Raw genomic sequence first — 22,890 nt, 5'->3', positions numbered from 1 at the left:
GCTAGGTTTTCACACAGTCTGTCAACGTCGGCTTTTTTGTGGATGCCATGTTACTTGATCATTATTTGATCAGGCGCCAGGTGAACGGGTATCGATAAGGCTGCCCTTCATTGGCTTTGCTCGCGGCAATGATGGTCAGTATTGCCGCCGCAATCACCACCAGGCCGAACAGCGCGAATCCGATCAGCACGAACATCAGCACGAAACAGATCATCGAAACGATCGCCACCGTGATCTGAAAATTCAACGCTTCCTTGCCCTGGGCATCGACGAACGGGTCGATATCCCGCTTCCACTGCCACATGATCAACGGCCCGAGCAGACTGCCGAACGGGAATACCAGACCGCAGAATGCCGCCAGATGGCAAAACATCGCCCACTGGCGCGCTTCGGCGCTCGGCGTGGGCAGCAGTTCGTCGGTCATGGTGCGTTCCCTTGCAATGTCGAATCAGTCAGCCAGCGTGGCGAGCTGCAGATCGAAGATGTCCTTCATGCCTTTCTGGGCCAGCGCCAGCATGGCATTGAGCTCTTCAGGCTGGAACGGCGCACCTTCAGCGGTACCCTGCACTTCGATGAAACCACCGGTGCTGGTCATGACCACGTTGAGGTCGGTCTCGGCAGCCGAATCCTCCAGGTAGTCCAGATCGAGGACTGGCACACCCTGGTACATACCCACCGACACAGCCGCGATCATTTGCTTGAGCGGATCGCCGGCTTTCAGGCCGCCGCGCTTCTTGACCACTTTCAGTGCGTCGACCAGCGCGACCATGGCGCCAGTGATAGACGCGGTGCGGGTGCCGCCGTCGGCCTGGATGACATCGCAGTCGACATACAAGGTGATGTCGCCCAGCTTGCTCATATCCAGTGCCGCACGCAGGGAGCGACCGATCAAACGCTGGATCTCCAGGGTGCGGCCGCCTTGCTTGCCACGGCTGGCTTCACGCTGGTTACGCTCGCCGGTGGCGCGCGGCAGCATCCCGTATTCGGCCGTCAGCCAGCCCTGGCCCTGCCCCTTGAGGAACCGAGGCACGCCGTTCTCGACGCTGACCGTGCAAATGACCTTGGTATCGCCGAACTCGACCAGTACGGATCCCTCGGCGTGTTTGGTGTAGTTGCGGGTGATGCGGATCGAGCGGAGCTGATCGGCAACGCGACCACTTGGACGTTTCATTTGGGAGTACCTGTACTGGGACGGAAATCTGCCAGCATTATAGAGCCCGCGAGCCGGACTGGGCACATCTAAAAAAAACCGAGTAACACACCAACCGTCGGATACCCCGCTGCAAACCGCCTCTGTGCAGGCACCTGTCGGTTTTTTTCAGGCTTTGTCTGACTGTTTGTAACATCAGCTCATTGGGTGCATCTGCCGCACTGCGCTACAATCCTGCGCCTTAATGGCCCGTCGGCTCCCTTCACTCATCTGCGAGGTACTTCCCATGGTGCACAGCATGACCGCCTTTGCCCGCGTCGAGCGGGCCGGTACCCAGGGCACCCTCAGTTGGGAGTTGCGCTCGGTCAATCATCGCTACCTCGAACCTCATCTGCGGCTGCCCGAAGCCTTGCGAGAGCTGGAAGGCGCCGTGCGCGAAGCCTTGCGCCAGGGCCTGTCGCGCGGAAAAGTCGAATGCACGCTGCGCTACACCGAAGAAACCACCGGCAAGCCGCTGCAGGTCGATCGGGAGCGCGCCGCGCAACTGGTCGCCGCCGCAGAAACCGTTGCCAGCCTGATCAAGCAACCCGCAGCGCTGAACCCGCTGGAAGTGCTGGCCTGGCCAGGCGTATTGGTGGCCGATGCTACCGACCCCCAGGCCCTGAATAATGAAGCCCTGGTCCTGTTCGACGAGGCGCTGAAGGAACTCAAGAACGGTCGCGACCGCGAAGGCGCCGAACTGGCCCGCCTGATCAACGAACGACTGGACAGCATGACCGGCGAGGTCGCCACCCTGCGCGTGATGGTCCCGCAGATGCTGGCGACCCAACGCCAGAAAGTCCTCGATCGTTTTGCCGACATGCAGGCCGAACTGGACCCGCAGCGCCTGGAGCAGGAAATGGTCCTGCTGGCGCAAAAGAGCGACGTCGCCGAAGAACTGGACCGGCTGAGCACCCACATCAACGAAGTTCGCCGCGTTCTCAAGGCCGGCGGCGCCGCCGGTCGGCGCCTGGACTTCCTGATGCAGGAGCTCAACCGCGAAGCAAATACCCTGGGCTCCAAAGCCTTCGATCCGCGTAGCACCCAGTCTGCGGTCAACCTCAAGGTGTTGATCGAGCAGATGCGTGAACAAGTGCAGAACATTGAGTAAGAACATGAACCACAGCACCGGTACCCTTTTTATCGTTTCCGCCCCGTCCGGCGCGGGCAAGACCAGCCTGGTCAAGGCCTTGATCGACGCCCAGCCGAACATTCGCGTATCGGTCTCGCACACCACGCGCGCCATGCGTCCGGGCGAAGTCGATGGGGTGAACTACCACTTCGTCGAGCGCGCCGAATTCCTGCGCATGACCGAGCACGGTGATTTTCTGGAGCAGGCCGAAGTATTCGGCAATCTGTACGGGACTTCGCAAAGCACCCTGCAACAGACCCTCGACGACGGTCACGACCTGATCCTGGAAATCGACTGGCAAGGCGCCGAGCAAGTTCGCAAGCTGATGCCCCGGGCACGCTCGATCTTCATCCTGCCGCCTACCCAGCAAGCGCTGCGCCAGCGCCTGACCAACCGCGGCCAGGACAGCGACGAGATCATCGAAGGCCGTATGCGCGAAGCAGTCAGCGAAATGAGCCACTACAAGGAATACGATTACCTGGTCATCAACGACGACTTCGCCACCGCACTGGAAGATTTGAAGGCCATTTTCCGCGCCAATCGCCTGCAACAAGAGCTGCAACAGCAGCGTTTTGGTGGTTTGCTCAAGCAGTTGCTCGCCTGAACGAGTTTTTCTAAGCTGTAGTCATACGCTGAAATGGGCGATGCAGAGCCCTCGGGAAGCCGGAAGCAAAATCAGCGCTTCCCTTAACGCTGGTGTTTTTTTAAACTATCGAGTCCGCTCGCCCATCCGGGCTGCGCGCATATTGCATTTGCTACGAGGAAGACCATGGCCCGCGTAACCGTTGAAGACTGTCTAGAACACGTGGATAACCGCTTTGAGCTGGTCATGCTCTCTACCAAGCGTGCCCGTCAGCTGGCTACCGGCGGCAAAGAGCCGAAAGTGGCGTGGGAAAACGACAAGCCTACCGTTGTGGCCCTGCGTGAAATCGCCGAAGGCCTGATCGACTACGCCGCCATCGCCGAAGCCGAAATCGTTGAAGACGAACCGCTTTTCGCGGCGTTCGAGGACGAGGCCAACGAGGCCGTCTAAGTCCATGCCTGGTCGACGTAGTACGGCGCAGGGTCATATCCATCGGCAGGAGAAACAGCCTTGCCGAGCATAGACGCCCTCGCCGATCGCCTCTCGACCTACCTCGGCAAAGACCAGGTCAACCTGGTTCGCCGAGCGTATTTCTACGCCGAACAAGCCCACGACGGCCAACGCCGTCGTAGCGGCGAAGCCTACGTCACGCACCCGCTGGCGGTGGCCAATATTCTCGCCGACATGCACATGGACCATCAGAGCCTGATGGCAGCCATGCTGCACGACGTCATCGAAGACACCGGTATCGCCAAGGAAGCGCTCTCTGCGCAGTTTGGCGAAACCGTCGCCGAACTGGTCGACGGGGTCAGCAAACTGACCCAGATGAACTTCGAGACCAAGGCCGAAGCACAAGCTGAAAACTTCCAGAAGATGGCCATGGCCATGGCACGCGATATTCGTGTGATCCTGGTCAAGCTGGCCGACCGCCTGCACAACATGCGCACCCTGGAAGTGCTCTCCGGCGAAAAGCGCCGGCGCATCGCCAAGGAAACCCTGGAAATCTACGCGCCCATCGCCAACCGCCTGGGCATGCACAATGTGCGCGTGGAGTTCGAAGACCTGGGTTTCAAGGCCATGTACCCCATGCGTTCGGCACGCATCTACCAGGCCGTCCGACGTGCCCGGGGCAACCGCAAGGAAATCGTCAACAAGATCGAAGAGTCACTCAGCCATTGCCTGAAGGTCGACGGTATCGAAGGCGACGTCAGCGGCCGCCAGAAGCACATTTACGGCATCTACAAGAAGATGCGCGGCAAGCGCCGGGCCTTCAACGAGATCATGGACGTCTACGCGTTCCGGATCATCGTCGACAAGGTCGACACCTGCTATCGGGTACTGGGCGCCGTGCACAATCTCTACAAGCCGCTGCCGGGGCGCTTCAAGGATTACATCGCAATTCCCAAGGCCAACGGCTATCAGTCGCTGCACACCACCTTGTTCGGCATGCACGGTGTGCCCATCGAAATCCAGATCCGCACCCGCGAAATGGAAGAGATGGCCAACAACGGCATCGCGGCGCACTGGCTGTACAAGTCCAGCGACGACGAACAGCCCAAGGGCACCCATGCCCGCGCCCGTCAGTGGGTCAAGGGCGTGCTGGAAATGCAGCAACGTGCCGGCAACTCCCTTGAATTCATTGAAAGCGTGAAGATCGACCTGTTCCCGGACGAGGTCTACGTTTTCACGCCCAAAGGCCGGATCATGGAGCTGCCCAAAGGCTCCACGGCCGTCGACTTCGCCTATGCGGTGCATACCGATGTCGGCAACAGTTGCATTGCCTGCCGGATCAATCGACGCCTGGCGCCGCTCTCCGAACCATTGCAAAGCGGCTCGACCGTCGAAATCGTCAGTGCCCCGGGCGCGCGACCGAACCCGGCGTGGCTCAATTTCGTGGTCACCGGCAAGGCGCGCACGCATATCCGCCACGCCCTGAAGCTGCAGCGTCGTTCCGAATCCATCAGCCTGGGCGAACGCCTGCTGAACAAGGTCCTCAACGGCTTCGACAGCGCCCTGGACAGGATTCCTGCCGAGCGTATCAATGCAATGCTTGCCGAGTACCGCCTGGAGTTGATCGAAGACCTGCTCGAAGACGTCGGCCTGGGTAACCGCATGGCCTACGTGGTTGCCAGGCGCCTGCTGTCCAACGAAGGCGAGCAACTGCCCAGCCCGGAAGGCCCGTTGGCCATCCGCGGTACCGAGGGCCTGGTCCTCAGCTATGCCAAATGCTGCACGCCGATCCCGGGCGACCCGATCGTCGGGCACCTGTCGGCCGGCAAGGGCATGGTCGTGCACCTGGAAAACTGTCGGAACATCAGTGAAATCCGGCACAACCCGGAAAAATGCATCCAGCTGTCCTGGGCCAAGGACGTCACTGGCGAATTCAACGTCGAATTGCGCGTCGAACTGGAGCACCAGCGCGGCCTGATCGCGCTGCTGGCCAGCAGCGTCAATGCCGCAGACGGCAATATCGAGAAAATCAGCATGGACGAGCGCGATGGTCGCATCAGCGTGGTCCAACTGGTGGTCAGCGTGCACGATCGTGTTCACCTGGCCCGTGTGATCAAAAAGTTACGCGCCCTGACCGGGGTTATCCGCATCACTCGCATGCGTGCGTAGTCAGCCACTTCCAAGGAGTCATTCATGACCAAGACCGTCATCACCAGCGACAAGGCCCCTGCTGCCATCGGCACCTATTCCCAGGCAATCAAGGCTGGCAATACCGTCTACATGTCCGGTCAAATCCCTCTGGACCCGAAAACCATGGAACTGGTCGAAGGCTTCGAAGCCCAGACCGTTCAGGTATTCGAAAACCTGAAAGCCGTCGCTGAAGCCGCCGGCGGTTCGTTCAAGGACATCGTCAAGCTGAACATCTTCCTGACTGACCTGAGCCATTTCGCCAAGGTCAACGAGATCATGGGCAAGTACTTCGAGCAGCCGTACCCAGCCCGCGCCGCCATCGGCGTCGCTGCCCTGCCACGTGGTTCGCAGGTCGAAATGGACGCGATCCTGGTCATCGAGTAACGTTTCTGCGGCGAAGCCACTCGCGCTTCGCCGCCTCTTCATCCCCCGGAAGGACCCCCGCCATGCGCTACGCGCTTGCCCTATCGCTGCTGGCCGCACTCATGAGCGGCTGCGCCAGCCACAAACCCGAAGACTACAACGGCATCTGGATCAACCAGCAGGCCATCGATGCTGCCGCCAAGGGCGTCAGTCTGCGCCAGGCCTTGCAGAGCTACGGCCCCAATCTCGAATGGAAGGTCAATGTCGCGGCCGCCCAGGCCAGTTTCAGCAATGGCTTCGAACTCGGTGAAGGCCGCCTCAAGACTGGCGACGGCCAGTGGCAAGTCGAGTTCGGTGGCGACCAGACCGAAACCCTGACCCTGAACGGCAACAAGCTGGTTCAGACCGCCAGTCCCTGGAGCCCGGAACAACGCTTCCAGAAGCCCTCGGCAGCAGCCCCCATCGCAGCCCGAACCGGCACCACTTTCGAGCAGGCCCTGTACAGCGCCTACCTGGGAGGCGAGTGGAAAATCATCGAAGGTCCAGGCCAGGGCGCTACCGTCCATTTCCGCGACAACGGCAGCCTCGACGGCCTGCCGAATCTGGACCGTTACGCCTTGTGCCTGGCGGGAGACTGCGCCTCCATGAGCGGCGAGAACGACAGCCTTTGGCTGGAGCGCAACCAGCAAGGCAATCCGTGGATCTTCAAGCGTGACGGCGACCAACTGGAAATTCTCCAGGCCATCAATCGCTCCCAGCCAGGTGACATTCCCCAGCTCCACCCGGGCGCCCGACAGTGGCTGCTTGAACGCCAGTAGCCTCCAGGCGCGCTAAGCGCGCTCTTCGAGGATAGCCGCATAGCCTTCCTGGTAGCTCGGGTACTGCGGCACCCAGCCCAAGGCCCGGGCCCGTGCATTGCTGCAACGCTTGCTGCCGGTACGGCGCACGCTTGCCTCGGCCGCCCACTCGGTAACGCCCATCCGCTCGCGCAGCCAGGCAACCACATCGGCCAGCGCGGCGGGATCGTCGTCCACGCCAATGTAGCAATCGTCCAGGACCTCCCCGCGAGAATCGGCCTGCAACAGGCAGGCCAGCAGGCCTGCGGCATCCTCGACGTGGATGCGATTGCCGTACAGTGGCGGTTCGACGGCTACCCGATAACCTTGCCGCACATTGTTCATGAAGGATTCACGACCGGGCCCATAAATACCCGTCAAGCGCACCACGCTGGCAGCATGCCCGCTATTGAGCGCCAGGCGCTCGGCTTCAAGCATTAATCGCCCGGAAAAGCCGCTTGGCAGCGTGGCCGAGGTTTCATCGATCCACTCCCCCTGCTGCTGGCCATAAACACTGCTGCTTGAAACGAACAGCACCCGTCGAGGGCATTGGGCGTGCTGCCCGAGCCAGCCGAACACATGCGCCAGCCCCTCCAGGTAAGCCGCCCGATAACCCGCCTCATCGTGGACGCTGGCCGCAGCGCAATAGACCAGATAGTCGATCTGGCCACTCGGCCAGGTCGCAGGGCACACTGGCGCGAACAAGTCACCGGCAATGCCAAGCACCCCTTCAGGCAACCTGGAAATATTCCTGCGCAGGCCGAAAACCTGCCAGTTCTCGCTCATCAGTCTCCTGGCCAGGCGGCTGCCGACATCACCACAGCCAGCAATCAAAACGGTTGGGGCAGGCATCTCGCGACTCCACTGATAAAGGCCCAGCCTATCCGGAGAAATCGATAGGCGGCTAGCAATTGTAAAAAATTTAGTAAACGTATTACTTCTGCTAACAAGAATTACTTGCAATAATGACGTCCGATTTGTTCTCGGCCCCACCTGGAGGTCCCGAAGGACATCCACCTCTTTCTACTACTCAGGTCCGGCCAGCATGACACGTATTCAACCCCTCGCTTCGCCAACCAAGCCAGTTCGCCAGCCTCGTGCATGGCGCGGTATCGCTGCGCTGCTGTTCAGCCTGGTGCTGGCCCCGGTGGCCTTTGCCGATGAAGCTGTCGCTCCAGCAGCCACACCGGCGGCGGTAGCACCAGCTGTTGTTCCTGCTGGCACTGCCGCGGCCCCGGCGGCAGAACAGGCTCCCGGCACCGAGAGCGCTGCGGGCGACGTCACCGAAGCGGTGGTTGAGGACAACAGCCTGGGCATGGCTCATGACCTGTCTCCCTGGGGTATGTACCAGAATGCCGACGTCGTGGTGAAGGCCGTCATGATCGGTCTGGCAATCGCCTCGATCATCACCTGGACCATCTGGATCGCCAAGGGCTTCGAGTTGCTGGGCGCCAAGCGTCGCCTGCGCGGTGAAATCGCTCATTTGAAAAAGGCCATCAGCCTCAAGGACGCCAGCGAAACCGCCAACAAGTCCGGCACCCTGGCCCACCTGCTGGTCCATGACGCCCTGGAAGAAATGCGCCTGTCAGCCAGCGCTCGCGAAAAAGAAGGCATCAAGGAACGCGTCAGCTTCCGCCTGGAGCGTCTGGTCGCTGCCTGCGGTCGCAACATGAGCAGCGGCACCGGCGTCCTCGCCACCATCGGTTCGACAGCTCCCTTCGTCGGCCTGTTCGGTACCGTATGGGGCATCATGAACAGCTTCATCGGCATCGCCAAGACCCAGACCACCAATCTCGCCGTGGTTGCACCCGGCATCGCCGAAGCCCTGCTGGCTACTGCCCTGGGCCTGGTTGCCGCGATTCCTGCCGTGGTCATCTACAACGTTTTTGCACGCTCCATCGCGGGCTACAAGGCACAGGTTTCCGATGCTTCGGCACAAGTACTGCTGCTGGTCAGCCGTGACCTCGACCACCAGCCGGCTGAGCGCACCGCTCAACCGCACATGGTGAAAGTGGGGTAAACCATGGGCCTGCATCTGAATGAAGGTGGCGATGATCTCGCCGAGAACCACGAAATCAACGTGACGCCGTTCATCGACGTCATGCTGGTGCTGCTGATCATTTTCATGGTGGCAGCGCCACTGGCAACCGTCGACATCAAGGTCGACCTGCCGGCGTCGACGGCAAAGCCTGCGCCACGACCGGAAAAACCGATCTTCCTGAGCGTCAAGCCAGACCAGAACGTGTACGTCGGCGACGAGAAGGTCGAGCGCGCCCAACTGGGCCCGGTGCTCGATGCCAAAACCAAGGGCGACAAGGAAACCACGATCTTCTTCCAGGCCGACAAGGGCGTGGACTACGGCGATCTGATGGAAGTCATGAATGCCTTGCGCGCGGCCGGCTACCTCAAGGTCGGACTGGTTGGACTTGAGACGGCAGCCAAGCAATGATCACGACGCGCCAAAAGCTGACGCGTTATGGCGGTAGCCTGGCAATTGTGCTGGGTGTCCATGCCGTCGCCATCATCGTGGCATTGAAATGGTCGGTTCCGCAGGTGCTCGAGCTGCCGCCGGCCGCCATGATGGTGGAGATGGCGCCGATGCCTGCACCGGCGCCGCCACCGCCGCCCAAGGTTGTGACGCCACCCCAGCCGCCAGCACCGGTCGAACAACCGCCGCTGCCGAAACTGGCCGAAGCGCCCAAGCCGAAGATCGCCATTCCCAAGCCGGAAAAGCCCAAGGCCAAGCCTCAGCCGCCCAAGCCCGAGAAAAAGCCTGAGCCACCCCAGGAAAAGCCGCCGGCGCAAGAAACTGTCGATACGCCGCCAAGCACGGCGCCTGCGCAGAAATCCGCGGCACCGGCTCCCAGCGTCGCATCGCAAAGCAATGCCATGCCATCCTGGCAGAGCGATCTGCTGCGCCACCTGAGCAAGTACAAGAAGTACCCGGAAGATGCCCGTCGTCGCGGCATGCAAGGGACCGCACGCTTGCGTTTCGTAGTGGATGCCGAGGGCAAGGTACTGTCGTATTCGCTGGCCGGCGCTTCAGGCAGCGCATCGCTGGACCGGGCAACGCTGGAGATGATCCGCAAGGCACAGCCTTTGCCGCCACCACCCAAGGAGCTGCTCACCAATGGCAGCCTCGAAGTGGTCGCGCCTTTTGTTTATTCGCTGGATAAACGTTGATCTGACACACGCGGCCAAGGCTGATAACGTGCGTCTATCGATTGCAGCCGCTATGCTGGGGCCGCAAATTCATGGACGCACGTTATGACTCTCACAGAATTGCGCTACATCGTTACCCTCGCCCAGGAACAGCACTTCGGCCACGCGGCCGAACGCTGCCACGTCAGCCAGCCGACCCTGTCGGTCGGGGTCAAGAAACTGGAAGACGAACTCGGCGTGCTGATTTTCGAGCGCAGCAAGAGTGCCGTGCGCCTGACGCCGGTCGGCGAGGGTATCGTGGCGCAGGCTCAGAAGGTCCTGGAACAGGCTCAGGGCATTCGCGAGCTGGCCCAGGCCGGCAAGAACCAGCTCACCGCTCCGCTCAAGGTCGGCGCGATCTACACGGTCGGCCCTTATCTGTTCCCTCATCTGATTCCGCAACTGCACCGGGTCGCCCCGCAGATGCCGTTGTACATCGAAGAAAACTTCACCCACGTACTGCGCGACAAGCTGCGCAACGGTGAACTCGATGCCGTGATCATCGCCCTGCCGTTCAATGAAGCGGACGTGTTGACCCTGTCGCTGTACGACGAACCTTTCTATGTGTTGATGCCCAGCGAGCACCCCTGGACGAAAAAGGAAAGCATCGACGCCGCGCTGCTCAATGACAAAAGCCTGCTGCTGCTCGGTGAAGGCCACTGCTTCCGCGACCAGGTTCTGGAAGCCTGCCCAAGCCTGAACAAGGGCAACGACGGCGCCCGGCACACGACCGTAGAGTCCAGCTCGCTGGAGACCATCCGGCATATGGTCGCCTCTGGCCTGGGCATTTCAATCCTGCCGCTGTCGGCAGTCGACAGCCACCATTACGCGCCAGGGATTATCGAAGTCAGGCCCATGACGCCGCCGGTGCCTTTCCGTACCGTTGCGATTGCCTGGCGCGCCAGCTTCCCACGGCCCAAGGCCATCGAGTTGCTTGCCGACTCGATTCGCCTGTGCTCGGTGGCGAAGCCACCGGCTGCGAAGCCCCCGGCTGTGAAGCAAGCGACCCCATGACCGAGTTGTCGAAAGTGCCGGTCACGGCACTCAAGGGCGTGGGCGAGGCCATGGCCGAGAAGCTCGCCAAGGTCGGCCTGGAGAACCTGCAGGACGTACTGTTCCACCTGCCGTTACGCTATCAGGACCGCACTCGTGTGGTACCGATCGGTGCCCTGCGCCCTGGTCAGGACGCAGTGATCGAGGGCGTTGTCAGTGGCGCCGACGTGGTCATGGGCAAGCGCCGCAGCCTGTTGGTACGCCTTGGCGATGGCACCGGCGTGCTGAGCCTGCGCTTCTACCACTTCAGCAATGCGCAAAAGGAAGGTCTCAAGCGCGGCACCCACCTGCGCTGCTACGGTGAAGCCCGCCCCGGTGCCTCGGGCCTGGAGATCTATCATCCGGAATACCGCGCCCTGACCGGCGAACAAGACATTCCAGTGGAACAGACGCTGACCCCGATCTACCCCACGACCGAAGGTTTGACCCAGCAGCGGCTGCGCCAACTCAGCCAACAAAGCCTGGCCATGCTCGGTCCTCGCAGTCTGCCGGACTGGCTGCCGGAAGAACTGGCCCGCGACTATCGCCTGGCGCCGCTCGATGACGCCATTCGCTACCTGCATCACCCGCCGGCCGATGCTGACGTAGACGAGCTCGCCGAAGGTCAGCACTGGGCACAGCACCGTCTGGCCTTCGAAGAACTACTGACCCACCAGCTGTCGCAGCAACGCTTGCGCGAAAGCCTGCGCTCCCAGCGCGCCCCTGTCCTGCCCAAGGCCAGTCGATTGCCAGCACAATATCTGGCCAACCTGGGGTTTGCGCCCACCGGCGCCCAACAGCGCGTCGGCAACGAGATCGCCTATGACCTGAGCCAGCCCGAACCCATGTTGCGCCTGATCCAGGGCGACGTCGGCGCAGGCAAGACCGTGGTTGCCGCCCTGGCTGCCCTGCAAGCGCTGGAGGCCGGTTATCAGGTCGCGATGATGGCACCCACCGAGATCCTCGCCGAACAACACTATGTGACGTTCAAACGCTGGCTCGAGCCGCTGGGCATCGAAGTCGCCTGGCTGGCCGGCAAGCTCAAGGGCAAGAATCGCGTCGCCGCTCTCGAACAGATCGCTGCGGGCGCGCAAATGGTCGTCGGCACTCATGCGCTGTTCCAGGACGAAGTGAAATTCAACAACCTGGCACTGGTGATCATCGATGAACAGCACCGCTTCGGTGTTCAGCAACGCCTGGCGCTGCGCCAGAAAGGCGTCGGCGGCCAGCTCTGCCCGCACCAGTTGATCATGACCGCAACGCCGATCCCGCGCACGCTGGCCATGAGTGCCTACGCCGATCTGGATACCTCGATCCTCGACGAACTGCCACCAGGGCGTACCCCGGTCAACACCGTGCTGGTGGCCGACAGCAGGCGCATCGAGGTTGTCGAGCGGGTTCGGGCCGCCTGCGCCGAAGGGCGTCAGGCCTATTGGGTCTGCACCTTGATCGAGGAATCGGAAGAGTTGACCTGCCAGGCCGCGGAAACTTCCTACGAGGAGTTGACCAGCGCCCTGGGCGAACTGCGCGTCGGGTTGATTCATGGCCGCATGAAGCCCGCAGAAAAAGCAGCCGTCATGGCCGAATTCAAACAAGGGGCCCTGCAGTTGCTGGTGGCCACGACCGTGATCGAAGTCGGCGTCGACGTGCCCAACGCCAGCCTGATGATCATCGAGAACCCCGAGCGCCTGGGGCTTGCTCAACTGCATCAGCTGCGTGGGCGGGTCGGACGCGGTAGCGCGGCGAGCCATTGCGTACTGCTGTATCACCCACCGCTGTCGCAGATCGGTCGCGAGCGCCTGGGCATCATGCGTGAAACCAACGATGGCTTCGTGATCGCCGAGAAAGACCTGGAACTGCGCGGCCCTGGCGAGATGCTTGGCACCCGCCAGACCGGGCTGCTGCAATTCAAGGTCGCCGACCTGATGCGCGACGCCGACCTGCTGCCCGCCGTTCGCGATGCTGCCCAGGCACTTTTGGCTCGCTGGCCGGAGCACGTGAGCCCGCTGCTGGAGCGCTGGCTGCGGCACGGACAGCAATATGGGCAGGTATAAATCCTGATCGCAGATGGATCCATCTGCGTTATGAAGGTGGTTATACTGCTGCGATTGTAAAATTGTGGATACAGACCATGACTGACGCTGCACTGGATACCGCAATCCCACACGCCCCCTCGGTAATCCGATTGCTGCTCGAAAAATTGGGCGTCAGCTACCGCGAGGTACTTGACCAGCCAGCCCTGCGCTCGGCTCGCAAGGTTCAACCGGTGCTGCTCGAGGATTCGGTCGGCGCGCTCATGGTGCTGTTTGCGCAAAACCAGCTGCTGGATTTGAACCGGCTTGCAGAGCTGACCGGGCGCACGCTCACCGCAGTTCCGCAAGATCGCCTCGAGCGCATGCTCGGTAAACACAACCTCGACATTCTGCCCGGCTTGCCAGCACTCACCAGTTCGCCTTGCCTGTACGATGAACAGCTTCTGCGTGTAGACAATTTGCTGGTCAACTCGGGCGAACCCGGTGTCCTGCTGGAGATCAGCAGCGAAGATTTCAAGAAGATGCTGACCAAGGCCAGCGCCGGGAACTTCGGCGAATCACTGGACGAAATCAAGCGCAACCTCGACCGGCCCGATCACGACCAGCAAGAGATCAGCAAGGCCGTCCAGGCCTTCACCGCTCGGCGTATCCAGCAACGCCTGGAAGCAACCATCGAGATCCCGCCACTGGCTGAAACCGCACAGAAGATCATCAAGCTGCGGGTCGACCCCAACGCCACCATCGACGATATCACCGGCGTGGTCGAGACCGACCCCGCACTGGCCGCTCAAGTCGTCAGTTGGGCAGCCTCCCCGTATTACGCGTCCCCTGGCAAGATTCGTTCGGTAGAAGACGCCATCGTCCGGGTCCTAGGCTTCGATCTGGTAATCAACCTGGCCCTGGGCCTGGCGCTGGGCAAAACCCTCAGCCTGCCCAAGGATCACCCGCAACAGACCACGCCCTACTGGCAACAATCGATCTACACCGCCGCAGTGATCGAAGGCCTGACCCGCGCCATGCCCCGTGCCGAGCGACCGGAAGCCGGCCTGACTTACCTTGCCGGGCTGCTGCACAACTTCGGCTATCTGGTACTGGCGCATGTGTTTCCGCCACACTTCTCGTTGATATGCCGACACCTTGAGGTCAATCCACACCTGTGCCACAGCTATGTGGAACAACACCTGCTGGGCATCAGCCGTGAACAGATCGGTGCCTGGCTGATGCGGTTCTGGGATATGCCTGACGAATTGGCGACTGCCCTGCGCTTCCAGAACGACCCCGGCTATGACGGCGAACATGCCGCCTACCCGAGCCTGGTTTGCCTGGCCGTGCGCCTGCTGCGCAGCCGTGGTATCGGTTCCGGGCCGGTCGAGAGTATCCCGGACGAACTGCTCGAGCGCCTGAGCCTGAGCCGCACCAAGGCTGAAGATGTGGTCAACAAGGTGCTTGAGGCAGAAGTGCTGCTGCGCGAACTGGCTTCGCAGTTCACACAGAACTAATACCCCTCTCCAGCTTCACTCGTTCCCACGCTCCGCGTGGGAATGCAGCATTAGACGCTCCAGCGTCGACCTACGCGAGCGCTTTGCTGCGCGTCGCCGGAGGCATTCCCACGCGGAGCGTGGGAACGAGGGCATCGAAGCAAGTCAGGCCGTTTTCTTGGGTTTCAGGTACTTGGTCAACCCCTGGAACCAGATCACCAGCGCCGGATTGCCCTTGATCTGAATGGTCTTGTCCTGAATACCCTGCATGAACGCCAGTTGCTTGTTACTGGCTTGCAGGGTCTGGAAACCGAAGGCTGCATCCTTGAACGCAATGGCGAACGCAGGATCGGGCACCGTCCCGCTCTTGCTGCTGATGCGCATGTCCTTGACGATGAAGTGGCGCGCAACCTTGCCGTCCAGCGTCTGTAGCTGGAACACCAGGTTCTTGTCGTTCAGTTGTTGCTGGAAAGCAGGGTTCTTGCGACTGGCCTTGGCCATCAGCAGCCCCATGGCCCAGAGAAGAAAGCGGAACTTCATGTAAACGCCTCAGTATAGAAAATGACTGGCGGCGCAGTGTAGCGGGTAATACTCGTCAGTTGCCAACATGATCTCTACACTTCGAGTAGATATCGGCACTTTTTAGTGACTAGTCAGTCAACCTGTGTTTCCCGAAAATGGGCAGCCGAGGCCATCGGCATACCCATTTCCTTCTGCGGCACTCCTTGAAGCATCAGAGTGCGGCGTACTCAAGGATTGACGCTGTCTTTCAGGAATTTACCCGGCTTGAATGCCACGGTGTTGCTGGCCTTGATTTTCACTGGCTCACCGGTTTGCGGGTTCTTGCCTGTGCGAGCACCGCGGTGACGCTGCAGGAAAGTACCGAAACCGACCAGGGTCACACTGTCTTTGCGGTGCAGGGCGCTGGTGATTTCCTCAAGAACGGCGTTGAGGACACGGTTGGCCTGTTCTTTTGTCAGGTCCGCTTTTTCAGCAATAGCGGCTGCGAGTTCTGGTTTACGCATGGTGAAGCCTCTTTGACGGGTTTTTTGTTGTTATGTCCGTGCTGTTCTTCCGAAACAGCGCCCAAGGCGCCGCAGGCTCTACGCTGCGGCAGACGGGAGTGAGAATGGCACGCCGCCAAGGGCTGCGCCAGTATCAACTGGATCTTTGTCAGGGCAAAAGCAGGGTGATTCCGACAGAAAGACCGTTATTTATGCCAAAAGGGCCGGAAGCTGCTTGTTCAGCGCCAGCTTTTCCATAACAGCGGCGCCCGTGAGGGCATAACCGAGCAGGCTGCCGGCGCGATCATGGCACAGAGCCTTGATGTCGCTCCCCTGCCCTTCGACCGTCCAGATGCCTTCCATACCGCGCGGCGGTGGCGATACCACCAGCGGGCATACCGGCGTCTTGACGGTAATTGGCATGGGTCCATAGCCAACCGTCGTGAGGTTTCCAGCCAGGGTCTGGGCCAGCGCGCGCGCGCAGCTCATCAACGGCATGACGTAGAGCAGATTGAGGCCATCGACTTCTGCACAATCACCCAATGCATAGATATTGGCGTGAGAGGTCCGAAGCTGACGATCGACCACTACGCCGCGATTGACCTCCAGGCCGGCAGCCGCAGCCAGGTCGATGCGCGGGCGCAGGCCGATGGCCGAAATCACCAGGTCGCATGCTATCTGTTCGCCATCGGACAGGTGCGCCTCCAGGCCGTCTTCCGTGCGCTGCAGATGGGTGAGCACCGGCCCCAGGTGGAAACGCGCGCCAAGCCCCTCCAGGCCCGCCTGAACAGCTGCCGCAGCGGCTGGGTGCAACAGCGTCGGCATGACTTGCTCGCATGGCGCGACCAGATCGACTTCATAGCCACCCACGATCAGGTCGTTGGCGAACTCGCAGCCGATCAGCCCGGCCCCGAGCAGCAGCACCCGACGCTTGCCCGCTGCCGCCGCACGAAAGCGGGCATAGTCTTCCAGATCGTTGATCGGGAAAATCGCATCGCCGGCATCGCCCTCTACCGGAACCCGCACGGTTTCGGCGCCCCAGGCCAGGATCAGATCGCGATAAGGCACCGCTTCTTCACCGATCCAGAGGCGTTTGTGTCCAGGATCTATACCGCTGATGCGTGTATGGGTGCGCACTTCAGCCTTCAGCTGTTCAGCCATGGCGCCAGGTTCGGCCATGCTCAGGCCGTCGGCATCCTTGTTCTTGCCAAAGCCGGTGGACAGCATCGGTTTGGAATAGGAACGACCATCATCCGCGGTGATCAGCAGCAACGGCGTTTCGCCATCAAGCTTGCGAAATTCCCGGGCAAGGTTGTACCCCGCCAGGCCCGTACCGACGATCACGACAGGTGCAGTCATTGGTTGTTTCCTTGAAATAAGGTGGGCGTGGCGCAAGCACGCCATGTAATTTGTATCAGGCGATTTCGATCATCTCGAAATCCATCTTGCCCACACCGCAATCCGGGCAGAGCCAATCTTCGGGGACGTCTTCCCAACGCGTGCCAGGCGCGATGTCATCATCCGGCCACCCGTCAGCCTCGTTGTAAATCAGGCCACATACCACACACTGCCACTTCTTCATTACGTACTTCCTCGACTCTCAGGCTTTCGGCACGGTTGATCGATAAAAGGCTGCCGACCGGCTCAGGAGGTTTTTTACTGACGCAGTCGACAGGATGCAAGCGTGTTCGACGCCAGCGGTGCGATATCACTCGCGCAAATGACTGTGGCAAACATGGTAAGCTCGCCGCCTCACCGGCCTGCAACCTTATCCAACGTGCCATCCGCAAACGCCCCACAGTGGCTCCAGCAGCCATCGCTCAGGGAGCAACCCGAGGCTTCGGTCCTCGATTGGTTGTTCGATCAGGGATCGCTGACCCGCCGCCTGACCCAATTATCCGCCGATCATTTCAGCGTGACACCCCTCCATGAGGGCTGGGCGCCGCTGCGCGACGACGAGTGCCTGGCGCTGGAGCTGCCCCCACAAAGCATCGGCTGGGTGCGCGAAGTCTATCTGCGCGGCCACGGCCAGCCGTGGGTTTTCGCCCGCAGCGTAGCGTCCCGCAGCGCCCTGGAACAGGGTGGTCTGAACATGGATGAGTTGGGGACGCGTTCGCTGGGTGAACTGCTGTTCTGCGATCAGGCTTTTACCCGCCGCGCCATCGAAGCCTGTCACTACCCGGCAACCTGGCTACCGCCCGAGCATGCCCGGGAAGGTTTGTGGGCACGCCGTTCGCGTTTTGACCGTGACGGCTTGAGCTTGTTGGTTGCCGAAGTATTCCTGCCCGCCATGTGGCAGGTCGCACGCCCCCATCAGAAGGACAACTGATGTACCAGAGCCTGCTCAAATCCTTGAATCGCCTGCATCCACGTGCCTGGGATTTCATCCAGCTGACCCGGATGGAAAAACCCATCGGCATCTACCTGCTGCTGTGGCCAACCCTATGGGCCCTGTGGATTGCCGGTGAAGGCTCGCCATCGCTGGCCAATGTGCTGATCTTCGTCACCGGCGTGGTGCTGATGCGCGCGGCAGGCTGCGTAATCAACGATTTTGCCGACCGCAAGGTCGATGGCCACGTCAAGCGTACCGCCCAGCGCCCATTGGCCAGCGGCAAGATCACCTCGCGCGAGGCCCTGGTATTTTTTGCCGTGCTGGTGGCCTTGAGCTTCCTGCTGGTGCTGTGCACCAATGCCGCCACCATCTGGCTGTCATTCGGTGGTCTGGCCCTGGCGGCGACTTACCCATTCATGAAGCGCTACACCTACTACCCGCAGGTGGTGCTGGGAGCGGCCTTCTCGTGGGGCATGCCCATGGCCTTCACCGCCGAGACCGGCAGCCTGCCTGCCGCTGCCTGGCTGCTGTACATCGGCAACTTGCTGTGGACCGTGGGGTATGACACTTATTACGCCATGACCGATCGTGATGACGACTTGAAGATCGGGGTGAAATCCACGGCGATCCTGTTCGGTGATGCCGATCGGCTGATCATTGTCATTCTGCAGGGGCTGGCCCTTGGCTGCCTGTTGCTGGCCGGGGCACGTTTCGAACTGGGCCTGTGGTTTCACCTCGGCCTACTGGGAGCGGCGTTGTGTTTCGCCTGGGAATACTGGTACACCCGCAAGCGTGAGCGCCAGGCCTGTTTCGAGGCCTTTTTGCACAATCACTGGGCCGGGTTGCTGATTTTTCTGGGGATTGTTGTCGACTACGCGATGCGCTGACCGCCAGCCGTGTGGCTGGCGGACAGTACGTTCGATTACTCTGGCTTAGCAATATTCCACTTACCCCCCATGCCGTCACCCGTCTTGTCACCGGCTTTCGTGTCTTTGACAAAGGTATACAGTGGCTTGCCGTAATAGGCCCACATCATCGAGCCGTCATCGCGCTTTATCACGGTCCAGTCGCCCATGGGCTTGGCGTTTTTGGCGGCCATGAGCGGTGGCCAGTTTTTGGCGCAACCGTCATTGCACATGGATTTTCCCGGGTGGCCTTCATCATCTTTATAGGTATACAACGTCATACCCTTGTGATCGACCAGCATGCCATCCTTTTCCATCGCCGGATCAGCGGCGGCAGCCAGGCCCGGTGCCAACAAGGCTGCAGTAGTGAAAAGAGCCATCCAGGTCAGCGTATGTCGTGTCATTGGATTTTCCTCTTGTGTTGCTGGGGGGGTAGGAACTTAAGCGTAGCTCAGTAACTAAATGTTGCCGCCACGTCCCCGAGCTGTCACACGACTGCAATAATTCCGTTATCTAATGCGGCGCAAGACACTTGAATGACAGGAGCATTGAGCATGGTTGGCAGAAATATTCTGATCGTCGACGACGAAGCGCCAATTCGCGAGATGATCGCCGTTGCCCTGGAAATGGCCGGGTATGACTGCCTCGAAGCGGAAAACTCGCAACAGGCCCACGCGATCATCGTCGATCGCAAACCGGACCTGATCCTGCTCGACTGGATGCTGCCTGGCACCTCCGGCATCGAATTGGCTCGACGCCTCAAGCGTGACGAGTTGACCGGCGATATCCCGATCATCATGCTCACGGCCAAGGGCGAGGAAGACAACAAGATCCAGGGCCTGGAAGTCGGCGCCGACGATTACATCACCAAGCCGTTCTCGCCTCGTGAACTGGTTGCGCGCCTCAAGGCCGTACTGCGCCGCGCCGGCCCCAGCGATGGCGAAGCGCCGATCGAAGTCGGCGGGCTGCTCCTGGATCCGATCAGTCACCGGGTTACCATTGACGGCAAGCCTGCCGAAATGGGACCGACCGAGTACCGCCTGTTGCAGTTCTTCATGACCCATCAGGAGCGCGCCTACACCCGTGGCCAGTTGCTCGATCAAGTCTGGGGCGGCAATGTGTACGTCGAAGAGCGTACCGTGGACGTGCATATCCGCCGCCTGCGCAAGGCCCTCGGTGACGCCTATGAAAATCTTGTGCAAACCGTGCGCGGCACCGGCTACCGTTTTTCGACCAAAAGCTGATCGCCCGACTTTTAATGCAATCGAAAGGACGCGTTGTTAATTGAACCAGAACTGGCATGGCACCCTGATCAGGCACATGTTGCTGCTACTCTCGGCCTGCCTGCTGCTGGGGTTGGTCAGCGGCTACTACGGCTGGAGCCTGGCCATCGGCCTCGGTATCTACCTGGCCTGGACGCTCAAGCAGCTACTGCGCCTGCACGAATGGCTGAGGCTGCAGCAACCGGACGAAGCCCCGCCCGATGGTTACGGCTTGTGGGGTGAAGTGTTCGACAGCATCTACCACCTGCAACGTCGCGACCAACGCGTGCGGGGTCGCCTGCAAGCGGTCATCGATCGCGTCCAGGAGTCCACGGCGGCGCTGAAGGATGCCGTCATCATGCTCGACAGCGACGGCAACCTGGAGTGGTGGAACCGCGCCGCCGAAACCCTGCTCGGTCTCAAGACCCCACAGGACAGTGGTCAACCGGTGACCAACCTGGTCCGACATCCGCGCTTCAAAGAATATTTCGAGCAGGAAAACTATCTCGAGCCGCTGGAAATCCCTTCGCCGATCAACGACCGCCTGCGCGTGCAACTGCACATCACCCGCTATGGCAACAACGAACACCTGATGCTGGTACGCGATGTCACGCGCCTTCATCAGCTGGAACAGATGCGCAAGGATTTCGTCGCCAATGTCTCTCACGAACTGCGCACGCCGCTGACAGTGATTGCCGGCTACCTGGAGACGCTACTCGACAACGTCGAAGAGGTAAACCCACGCTGGGTCCGGGCACTGCAGCAAATGCATCAGCAGGGAGGACGCATGCAGACCCTGCTCAACGATCTGCTGCTGCTGGCCAAGCTGGAGGCTACCGACTACCCGTCGGATAACCAGCCGGTGACCGTCGATGCCCTGTTGCAGTCGATCAAGAGCGACGCCCTGGCGCTGTCTGGACAACGCAATCAGCGCATCACCCTGGAAGCCGATGGCGACACCTGGCTCAAGGGCAGCGAAAGCGAACTGCGCAGTGCGTTTTCCAACCTTATCTTCAATGCCGTCAAATACACCCCGGCCGAAGGCCAGATTCGCATCCGCTGGTGGGCCGATGACCAGGGTGCCCACCTGAGCGTGCAGGATTCGGGTATCGGCATCGACCCCAAGCACCTGCCGCGCCTGACCGAGCGTTTCTACCGCGTCGACTCCAGCCGTGCGTCGAATACCGGCGGCACCGGCCTGGGCCTGGCCATCGTCAAACATGTGCTGCTGCGCCACCGTGCACACCTGGAAGTCAGCAGCGTGCTGGGCCATGGCAGCACGTTCACCTGCCATTTCGCACCGGTGCAAATCGTCACCCGCGAGGCCGCCAGCACGAGCAACTGAACTGCGCCTGTACCAAAGGCCACTAGGCAATTACCTGCACAGCCGCTACATTGGAGGACTTGTGCCTGCATTTCAGGCACCGCGACAACCCTTATTTCAGAAGACGGAACCCGTAAAACTCCATCATGGACCCTTCCCCTGGCTTTACCCTCGCTTCAGTATTCGCCGATTTCGGCATGATTCTTTTCGCTCTACTGCTGGTACTGCTCAACGGCTTCTTCGTAGCCGCCGAGTTCGCCATGGTCAAATTGCGCTCGACCCGGGTCGAGTCGATTGCCGAGCAGCACGGCTGGCGTGGGCAGATCCTGCGCACCGTGCACAGCCAGCTGGACGCCTACCTCTCGGCCTGCCAATTGGGTATTACCCTCGCCTCCCTGGGCCTGGGTTGGGTCGGTGAGCCTGCGTTCGCGCACTTGCTCGAACCCGTGCTCGAAGTCGTGGGCGTACAGTCCGCCGAGGTGGTCAAGGCTGTCTCGTTCTTCAGCGCCTTCTTCGTGATTTCCTACCTGCACATTGTCGTCGGCGAACTGGCGCCCAAATCCTGGGCTATCCGCAAGCCAGAGTTGCTGTCGTTGTGGACAGCCGTTCCGCTCTACCTGTTCTACTGGGTCATGTACCCGGCGATCTGGTTGCTCAACGCCAGCGCCAACGCCATCCTGCGAATTGCCGGCCAGGGTGAGCCCGGCCCACATCACGATCATCATTACAGCCGTGAAGAACTCAAGCTGATCCTGCACTCCAGCCGCGGCCAGGATCCGAGCGACCAGGGCATGCGCGTATTGGCGTCGGCCGTGGAGATGGGTGAACTGGAAGTGGTCGACTGGGCCAACTCGCGCGAAGACCTGGTGAGCCTGGACTTCAACGCGCCGCTCAAGGAAATCCTGGCGATGTTCCGCCGGCACAAGTTCAGCCGCTATCCGGTCTACGATGCCGAGCGTGGCGAATTCGTCGGCTTGTTGCACATCAAGGACCTGTTGCTGGAGCTGGCTGCCCTCGATCACCTGCCCGAATCCTTCAACCTGGCCGAACTGACCCGCCCGCTGGAGCGCGTCTCCAAGCACATGCCCCTGTCACGCCTGCTTGAGCAGTTCCGCAAGGGTGGTGCGCATTTCGCTCTGGTCGAAGAAGCCGACGGCAAGGTGATTGGCTACCTGACCATGGAAGACGTACTCGAAGTGCTGGTCGGCGACATTCAGGACGAACACCGCAAGGCTGAACGCGGCATTCTCGCCTACCAACCGGGCAAGCTTTTGGTACGTGGCGATACGCCGCTGTTCAAGGTCGAACGCTTGCTGGGCATCGACCTGGATCATATCGAGGCTGAAACCCTTGCAGGGCTGGTCTACGAGACCCTGAAACGGGTCCCGGAAGAGGAAGAAGTGCTGGAAGTCGAAGGCCTGCGCATCATCATCAAGAAGATGAAAGGGCCGAAGATTGTTCTGGCGAAGGTGTTGAAGCTGGACTGACACCCACCGTTATTCGGTTTGACACCTATCTCTGTAGCCGCTGCCGTAGGCTGCGCTCGCCTGCGCAGCAGGCGCATGATCTCAAGATC

At 60.8% G+C, this 22,890-nt stretch carries 25 protein-coding genes; 17 read left to right on the top strand and 8 right to left on the bottom strand.

The features are described 5' to 3' along the window. Positions 1-61 precede the first annotated feature (61 nt). Complete coding sequence (locus F2S13_RS15735) at positions 62-424, bottom strand: DUF4870 domain-containing protein (RefSeq protein ID WP_166362361.1); 363 nt, start codon at positions 422-424, stop codon at positions 62-64. Positions 425-448: 24 nt separating this feature from the next. Beyond that, on the bottom strand, positions 449-1,171 hold the full coding sequence (rph, locus tag F2S13_RS15730; RefSeq protein ID WP_166362359.1) for a ribonuclease PH: 723 nt from the start codon (positions 1,169-1,171) through the stop codon (positions 449-451). A gap of 265 nt (positions 1,172-1,436) precedes the next feature. On the opposite strand from rph, the gene F2S13_RS15725 reads away from it, so the two are divergent. The 6 genes from F2S13_RS15725 (at position 1,437) to F2S13_RS15700 (ending at position 6,725) form a co-directional block, all read left to right on the top strand. Continuing rightward, positions 1,437-2,300: a YicC/YloC family endoribonuclease gene (locus F2S13_RS15725; RefSeq protein WP_166362357.1), complete on the top strand. Its 864-nt coding sequence runs from the start codon at positions 1,437-1,439 to the stop codon at positions 2,298-2,300. Between the two features lie 4 nt (positions 2,301-2,304). Then, positions 2,305-2,925, top strand: a complete 621-nt coding sequence (gmk, locus tag F2S13_RS15720) for a guanylate kinase (RefSeq protein ID WP_166362355.1) — start codon at positions 2,305-2,307, stop codon at positions 2,923-2,925. Positions 2,926-3,090: 165 nt separating this feature from the next. After that, positions 3,091-3,354, top strand: coding sequence for a DNA-directed RNA polymerase subunit omega (gene rpoZ / locus F2S13_RS15715; protein WP_043192179.1), 264 nt, complete (start codon positions 3,091-3,093; stop codon positions 3,352-3,354). A gap of 60 nt (positions 3,355-3,414) precedes the next feature. After that, positions 3,415-5,523 (top strand): bifunctional GTP diphosphokinase/guanosine-3',5'-bis pyrophosphate 3'-pyrophosphohydrolase, encoded by a 2,109-nt coding sequence (gene spoT, locus F2S13_RS15710; RefSeq protein ID WP_166362353.1) that lies wholly within the window; start codon positions 3,415-3,417, stop codon positions 5,521-5,523. A 24-nt stretch (positions 5,524-5,547) separates the two neighbouring features. Continuing rightward, a complete protein-coding gene (locus F2S13_RS15705; protein WP_166362351.1) occupies positions 5,548-5,928 on the top strand; it encodes a RidA family protein in 381 nt (126 codons plus the stop codon). Positions 5,929-5,990: 62 nt separating this feature from the next. Beyond that, the gene (locus F2S13_RS15700) at positions 5,991-6,725 is read left to right on the top strand and encodes a hypothetical protein (RefSeq protein WP_166362349.1); all 735 of its coding nucleotides are present in this window, start codon (positions 5,991-5,993) and stop codon (positions 6,723-6,725) included. A gap of 12 nt (positions 6,726-6,737) precedes the next feature. On the opposite strand, the gene F2S13_RS15695 is transcribed toward F2S13_RS15700, so the two are convergent. After that, entirely contained in the window at positions 6,738-7,595 is an 858-nt protein-coding gene (locus tag F2S13_RS15695; protein WP_166362347.1) for an SDR family oxidoreductase, read from the bottom strand. 193 nt (positions 7,596-7,788) lie between these two features. On the opposite strand from F2S13_RS15695, the gene exbB reads away from it, so the two are divergent. The 6 genes from exbB to F2S13_RS15665 all read left to right on the top strand — a co-directional run bounded on the left by exbB (position 7,789) and on the right by F2S13_RS15665 (position 14,508). Continuing rightward, positions 7,789-8,763 (top strand): tonB-system energizer ExbB, encoded by a 975-nt coding sequence (gene exbB, locus F2S13_RS15690; protein ID WP_166362345.1) that lies wholly within the window; start codon positions 7,789-7,791, stop codon positions 8,761-8,763. Positions 8,764-8,766: 3 nt separating this feature from the next. After that, positions 8,767-9,192 carry a TonB system transport protein ExbD gene (gene exbD, locus F2S13_RS15685; protein ID WP_166362343.1) on the top strand — a complete coding sequence of 142 codons (426 nt, stop codon included), beginning with the start codon at positions 8,767-8,769 and terminating at the stop codon, positions 9,190-9,192. Then, a complete protein-coding gene (locus F2S13_RS15680; RefSeq protein WP_166362341.1) occupies positions 9,189-9,926 on the top strand; it encodes an energy transducer TonB in 738 nt (245 codons plus the stop codon). Before exbD ends, F2S13_RS15680 begins: the two co-directional genes overlap by 4 nt. Positions 9,927-10,010: 84 nt before the next feature. After that, entirely contained in the window at positions 10,011-10,958 is a 948-nt protein-coding gene (locus tag F2S13_RS15675) for a hydrogen peroxide-inducible genes activator (protein ID WP_166362339.1), read from the top strand. Then, complete coding sequence (gene recG, locus F2S13_RS15670; RefSeq protein ID WP_166362337.1) at positions 10,955-13,030, top strand: ATP-dependent DNA helicase RecG; 2,076 nt, start codon at positions 10,955-10,957, stop codon at positions 13,028-13,030. The genes F2S13_RS15675 and recG overlap by 4 nt, the downstream gene beginning before the upstream one ends. 77 nt (positions 13,031-13,107) lie before the next feature. Beyond that, the gene (locus F2S13_RS15665; protein ID WP_166362335.1) at positions 13,108-14,508 is read left to right on the top strand and encodes an aminoacyl-tRNA deacylase and HDOD domain-containing protein; all 1,401 of its coding nucleotides are present in this window, start codon (positions 13,108-13,110) and stop codon (positions 14,506-14,508) included. 144 nt (positions 14,509-14,652) lie between these two features. Here the strand turns inward: F2S13_RS15665 and F2S13_RS15660 are convergent, their stop codons facing one another. The 4 genes from F2S13_RS15660 to F2S13_RS15645 all read right to left on the bottom strand — a co-directional run bounded on the left by F2S13_RS15660 (position 14,653) and on the right by F2S13_RS15645 (position 17,073). Then, positions 14,653-15,027, bottom strand: coding sequence for an SCP2 sterol-binding domain-containing protein (locus F2S13_RS15660; protein ID WP_166362333.1), 375 nt, complete (start codon positions 15,025-15,027; stop codon positions 14,653-14,655). A 209-nt stretch (positions 15,028-15,236) separates the two neighbouring features. Further along, entirely contained in the window at positions 15,237-15,512 is a 276-nt protein-coding gene (locus tag F2S13_RS15655) for an HU family DNA-binding protein (RefSeq protein ID WP_065758133.1), read from the bottom strand. A 189-nt stretch (positions 15,513-15,701) separates the two neighbouring features. After that, a complete protein-coding gene (locus F2S13_RS15650) occupies positions 15,702-16,850 on the bottom strand; it encodes an NAD(P)/FAD-dependent oxidoreductase (protein WP_166362331.1) in 1,149 nt (382 codons plus the stop codon). Between the two features lie 55 nt (positions 16,851-16,905). Then, entirely contained in the window at positions 16,906-17,073 is a 168-nt protein-coding gene (locus F2S13_RS15645) for a rubredoxin (RefSeq protein WP_027980829.1), read from the bottom strand. Positions 17,074-17,268: 195 nt separating this feature from the next. Between F2S13_RS15645 and F2S13_RS15640 the strand changes: the two genes are divergently transcribed. After that, a complete protein-coding gene (locus F2S13_RS15640) occupies positions 17,269-17,820 on the top strand; it encodes a chorismate--pyruvate lyase family protein (protein WP_343047472.1) in 552 nt (183 codons plus the stop codon). After that, positions 17,820-18,710, top strand: a complete 891-nt coding sequence (gene ubiA / locus F2S13_RS15635; RefSeq protein WP_166362327.1) for a 4-hydroxybenzoate octaprenyltransferase — start codon at positions 17,820-17,822, stop codon at positions 18,708-18,710. Before F2S13_RS15640 ends, ubiA begins: the two co-directional genes overlap by 1 nt. 35 nt (positions 18,711-18,745) lie before the next feature. On the opposite strand, the gene F2S13_RS15630 is transcribed toward ubiA, so the two are convergent. Next, positions 18,746-19,132 (bottom strand): COG4315 family predicted lipoprotein, encoded by a 387-nt coding sequence (locus tag F2S13_RS15630; protein WP_166362325.1) that lies wholly within the window; start codon positions 19,130-19,132, stop codon positions 18,746-18,748. A 150-nt stretch (positions 19,133-19,282) separates the two neighbouring features. On the opposite strand from F2S13_RS15630, the gene phoB reads away from it, so the two are divergent. From phoB to F2S13_RS15615, 3 genes are all read left to right on the top strand, one after another. Then, a complete protein-coding gene (gene phoB, locus F2S13_RS15625) occupies positions 19,283-19,972 on the top strand; it encodes a phosphate regulon transcriptional regulator PhoB (RefSeq protein ID WP_010225936.1) in 690 nt (229 codons plus the stop codon). Positions 19,973-20,048: 76 nt separating this feature from the next. Beyond that, entirely contained in the window at positions 20,049-21,335 is a 1,287-nt protein-coding gene (gene phoR, locus F2S13_RS15620) for a phosphate regulon sensor histidine kinase PhoR (RefSeq protein ID WP_246237909.1), read from the top strand. Positions 21,336-21,460: 125 nt separating this feature from the next. Next, complete coding sequence (locus tag F2S13_RS15615) at positions 21,461-22,801, top strand: hemolysin family protein (RefSeq protein ID WP_166362321.1); 1,341 nt, start codon at positions 21,461-21,463, stop codon at positions 22,799-22,801. Positions 22,802-22,890 lie beyond the last annotated feature (89 nt).

It is taken from the genome of Pseudomonas akapageensis, from assembly GCF_011355085.1.
Lineage (GTDB): Bacteria > Pseudomonadota > Gammaproteobacteria > Pseudomonadales > Pseudomonadaceae > Aquipseudomonas > Aquipseudomonas akapageensis.
The sequence above is the reverse complement of the archived record's forward strand: the minus strand, read 5'-3'. Positions and strand labels throughout refer to the sequence as shown.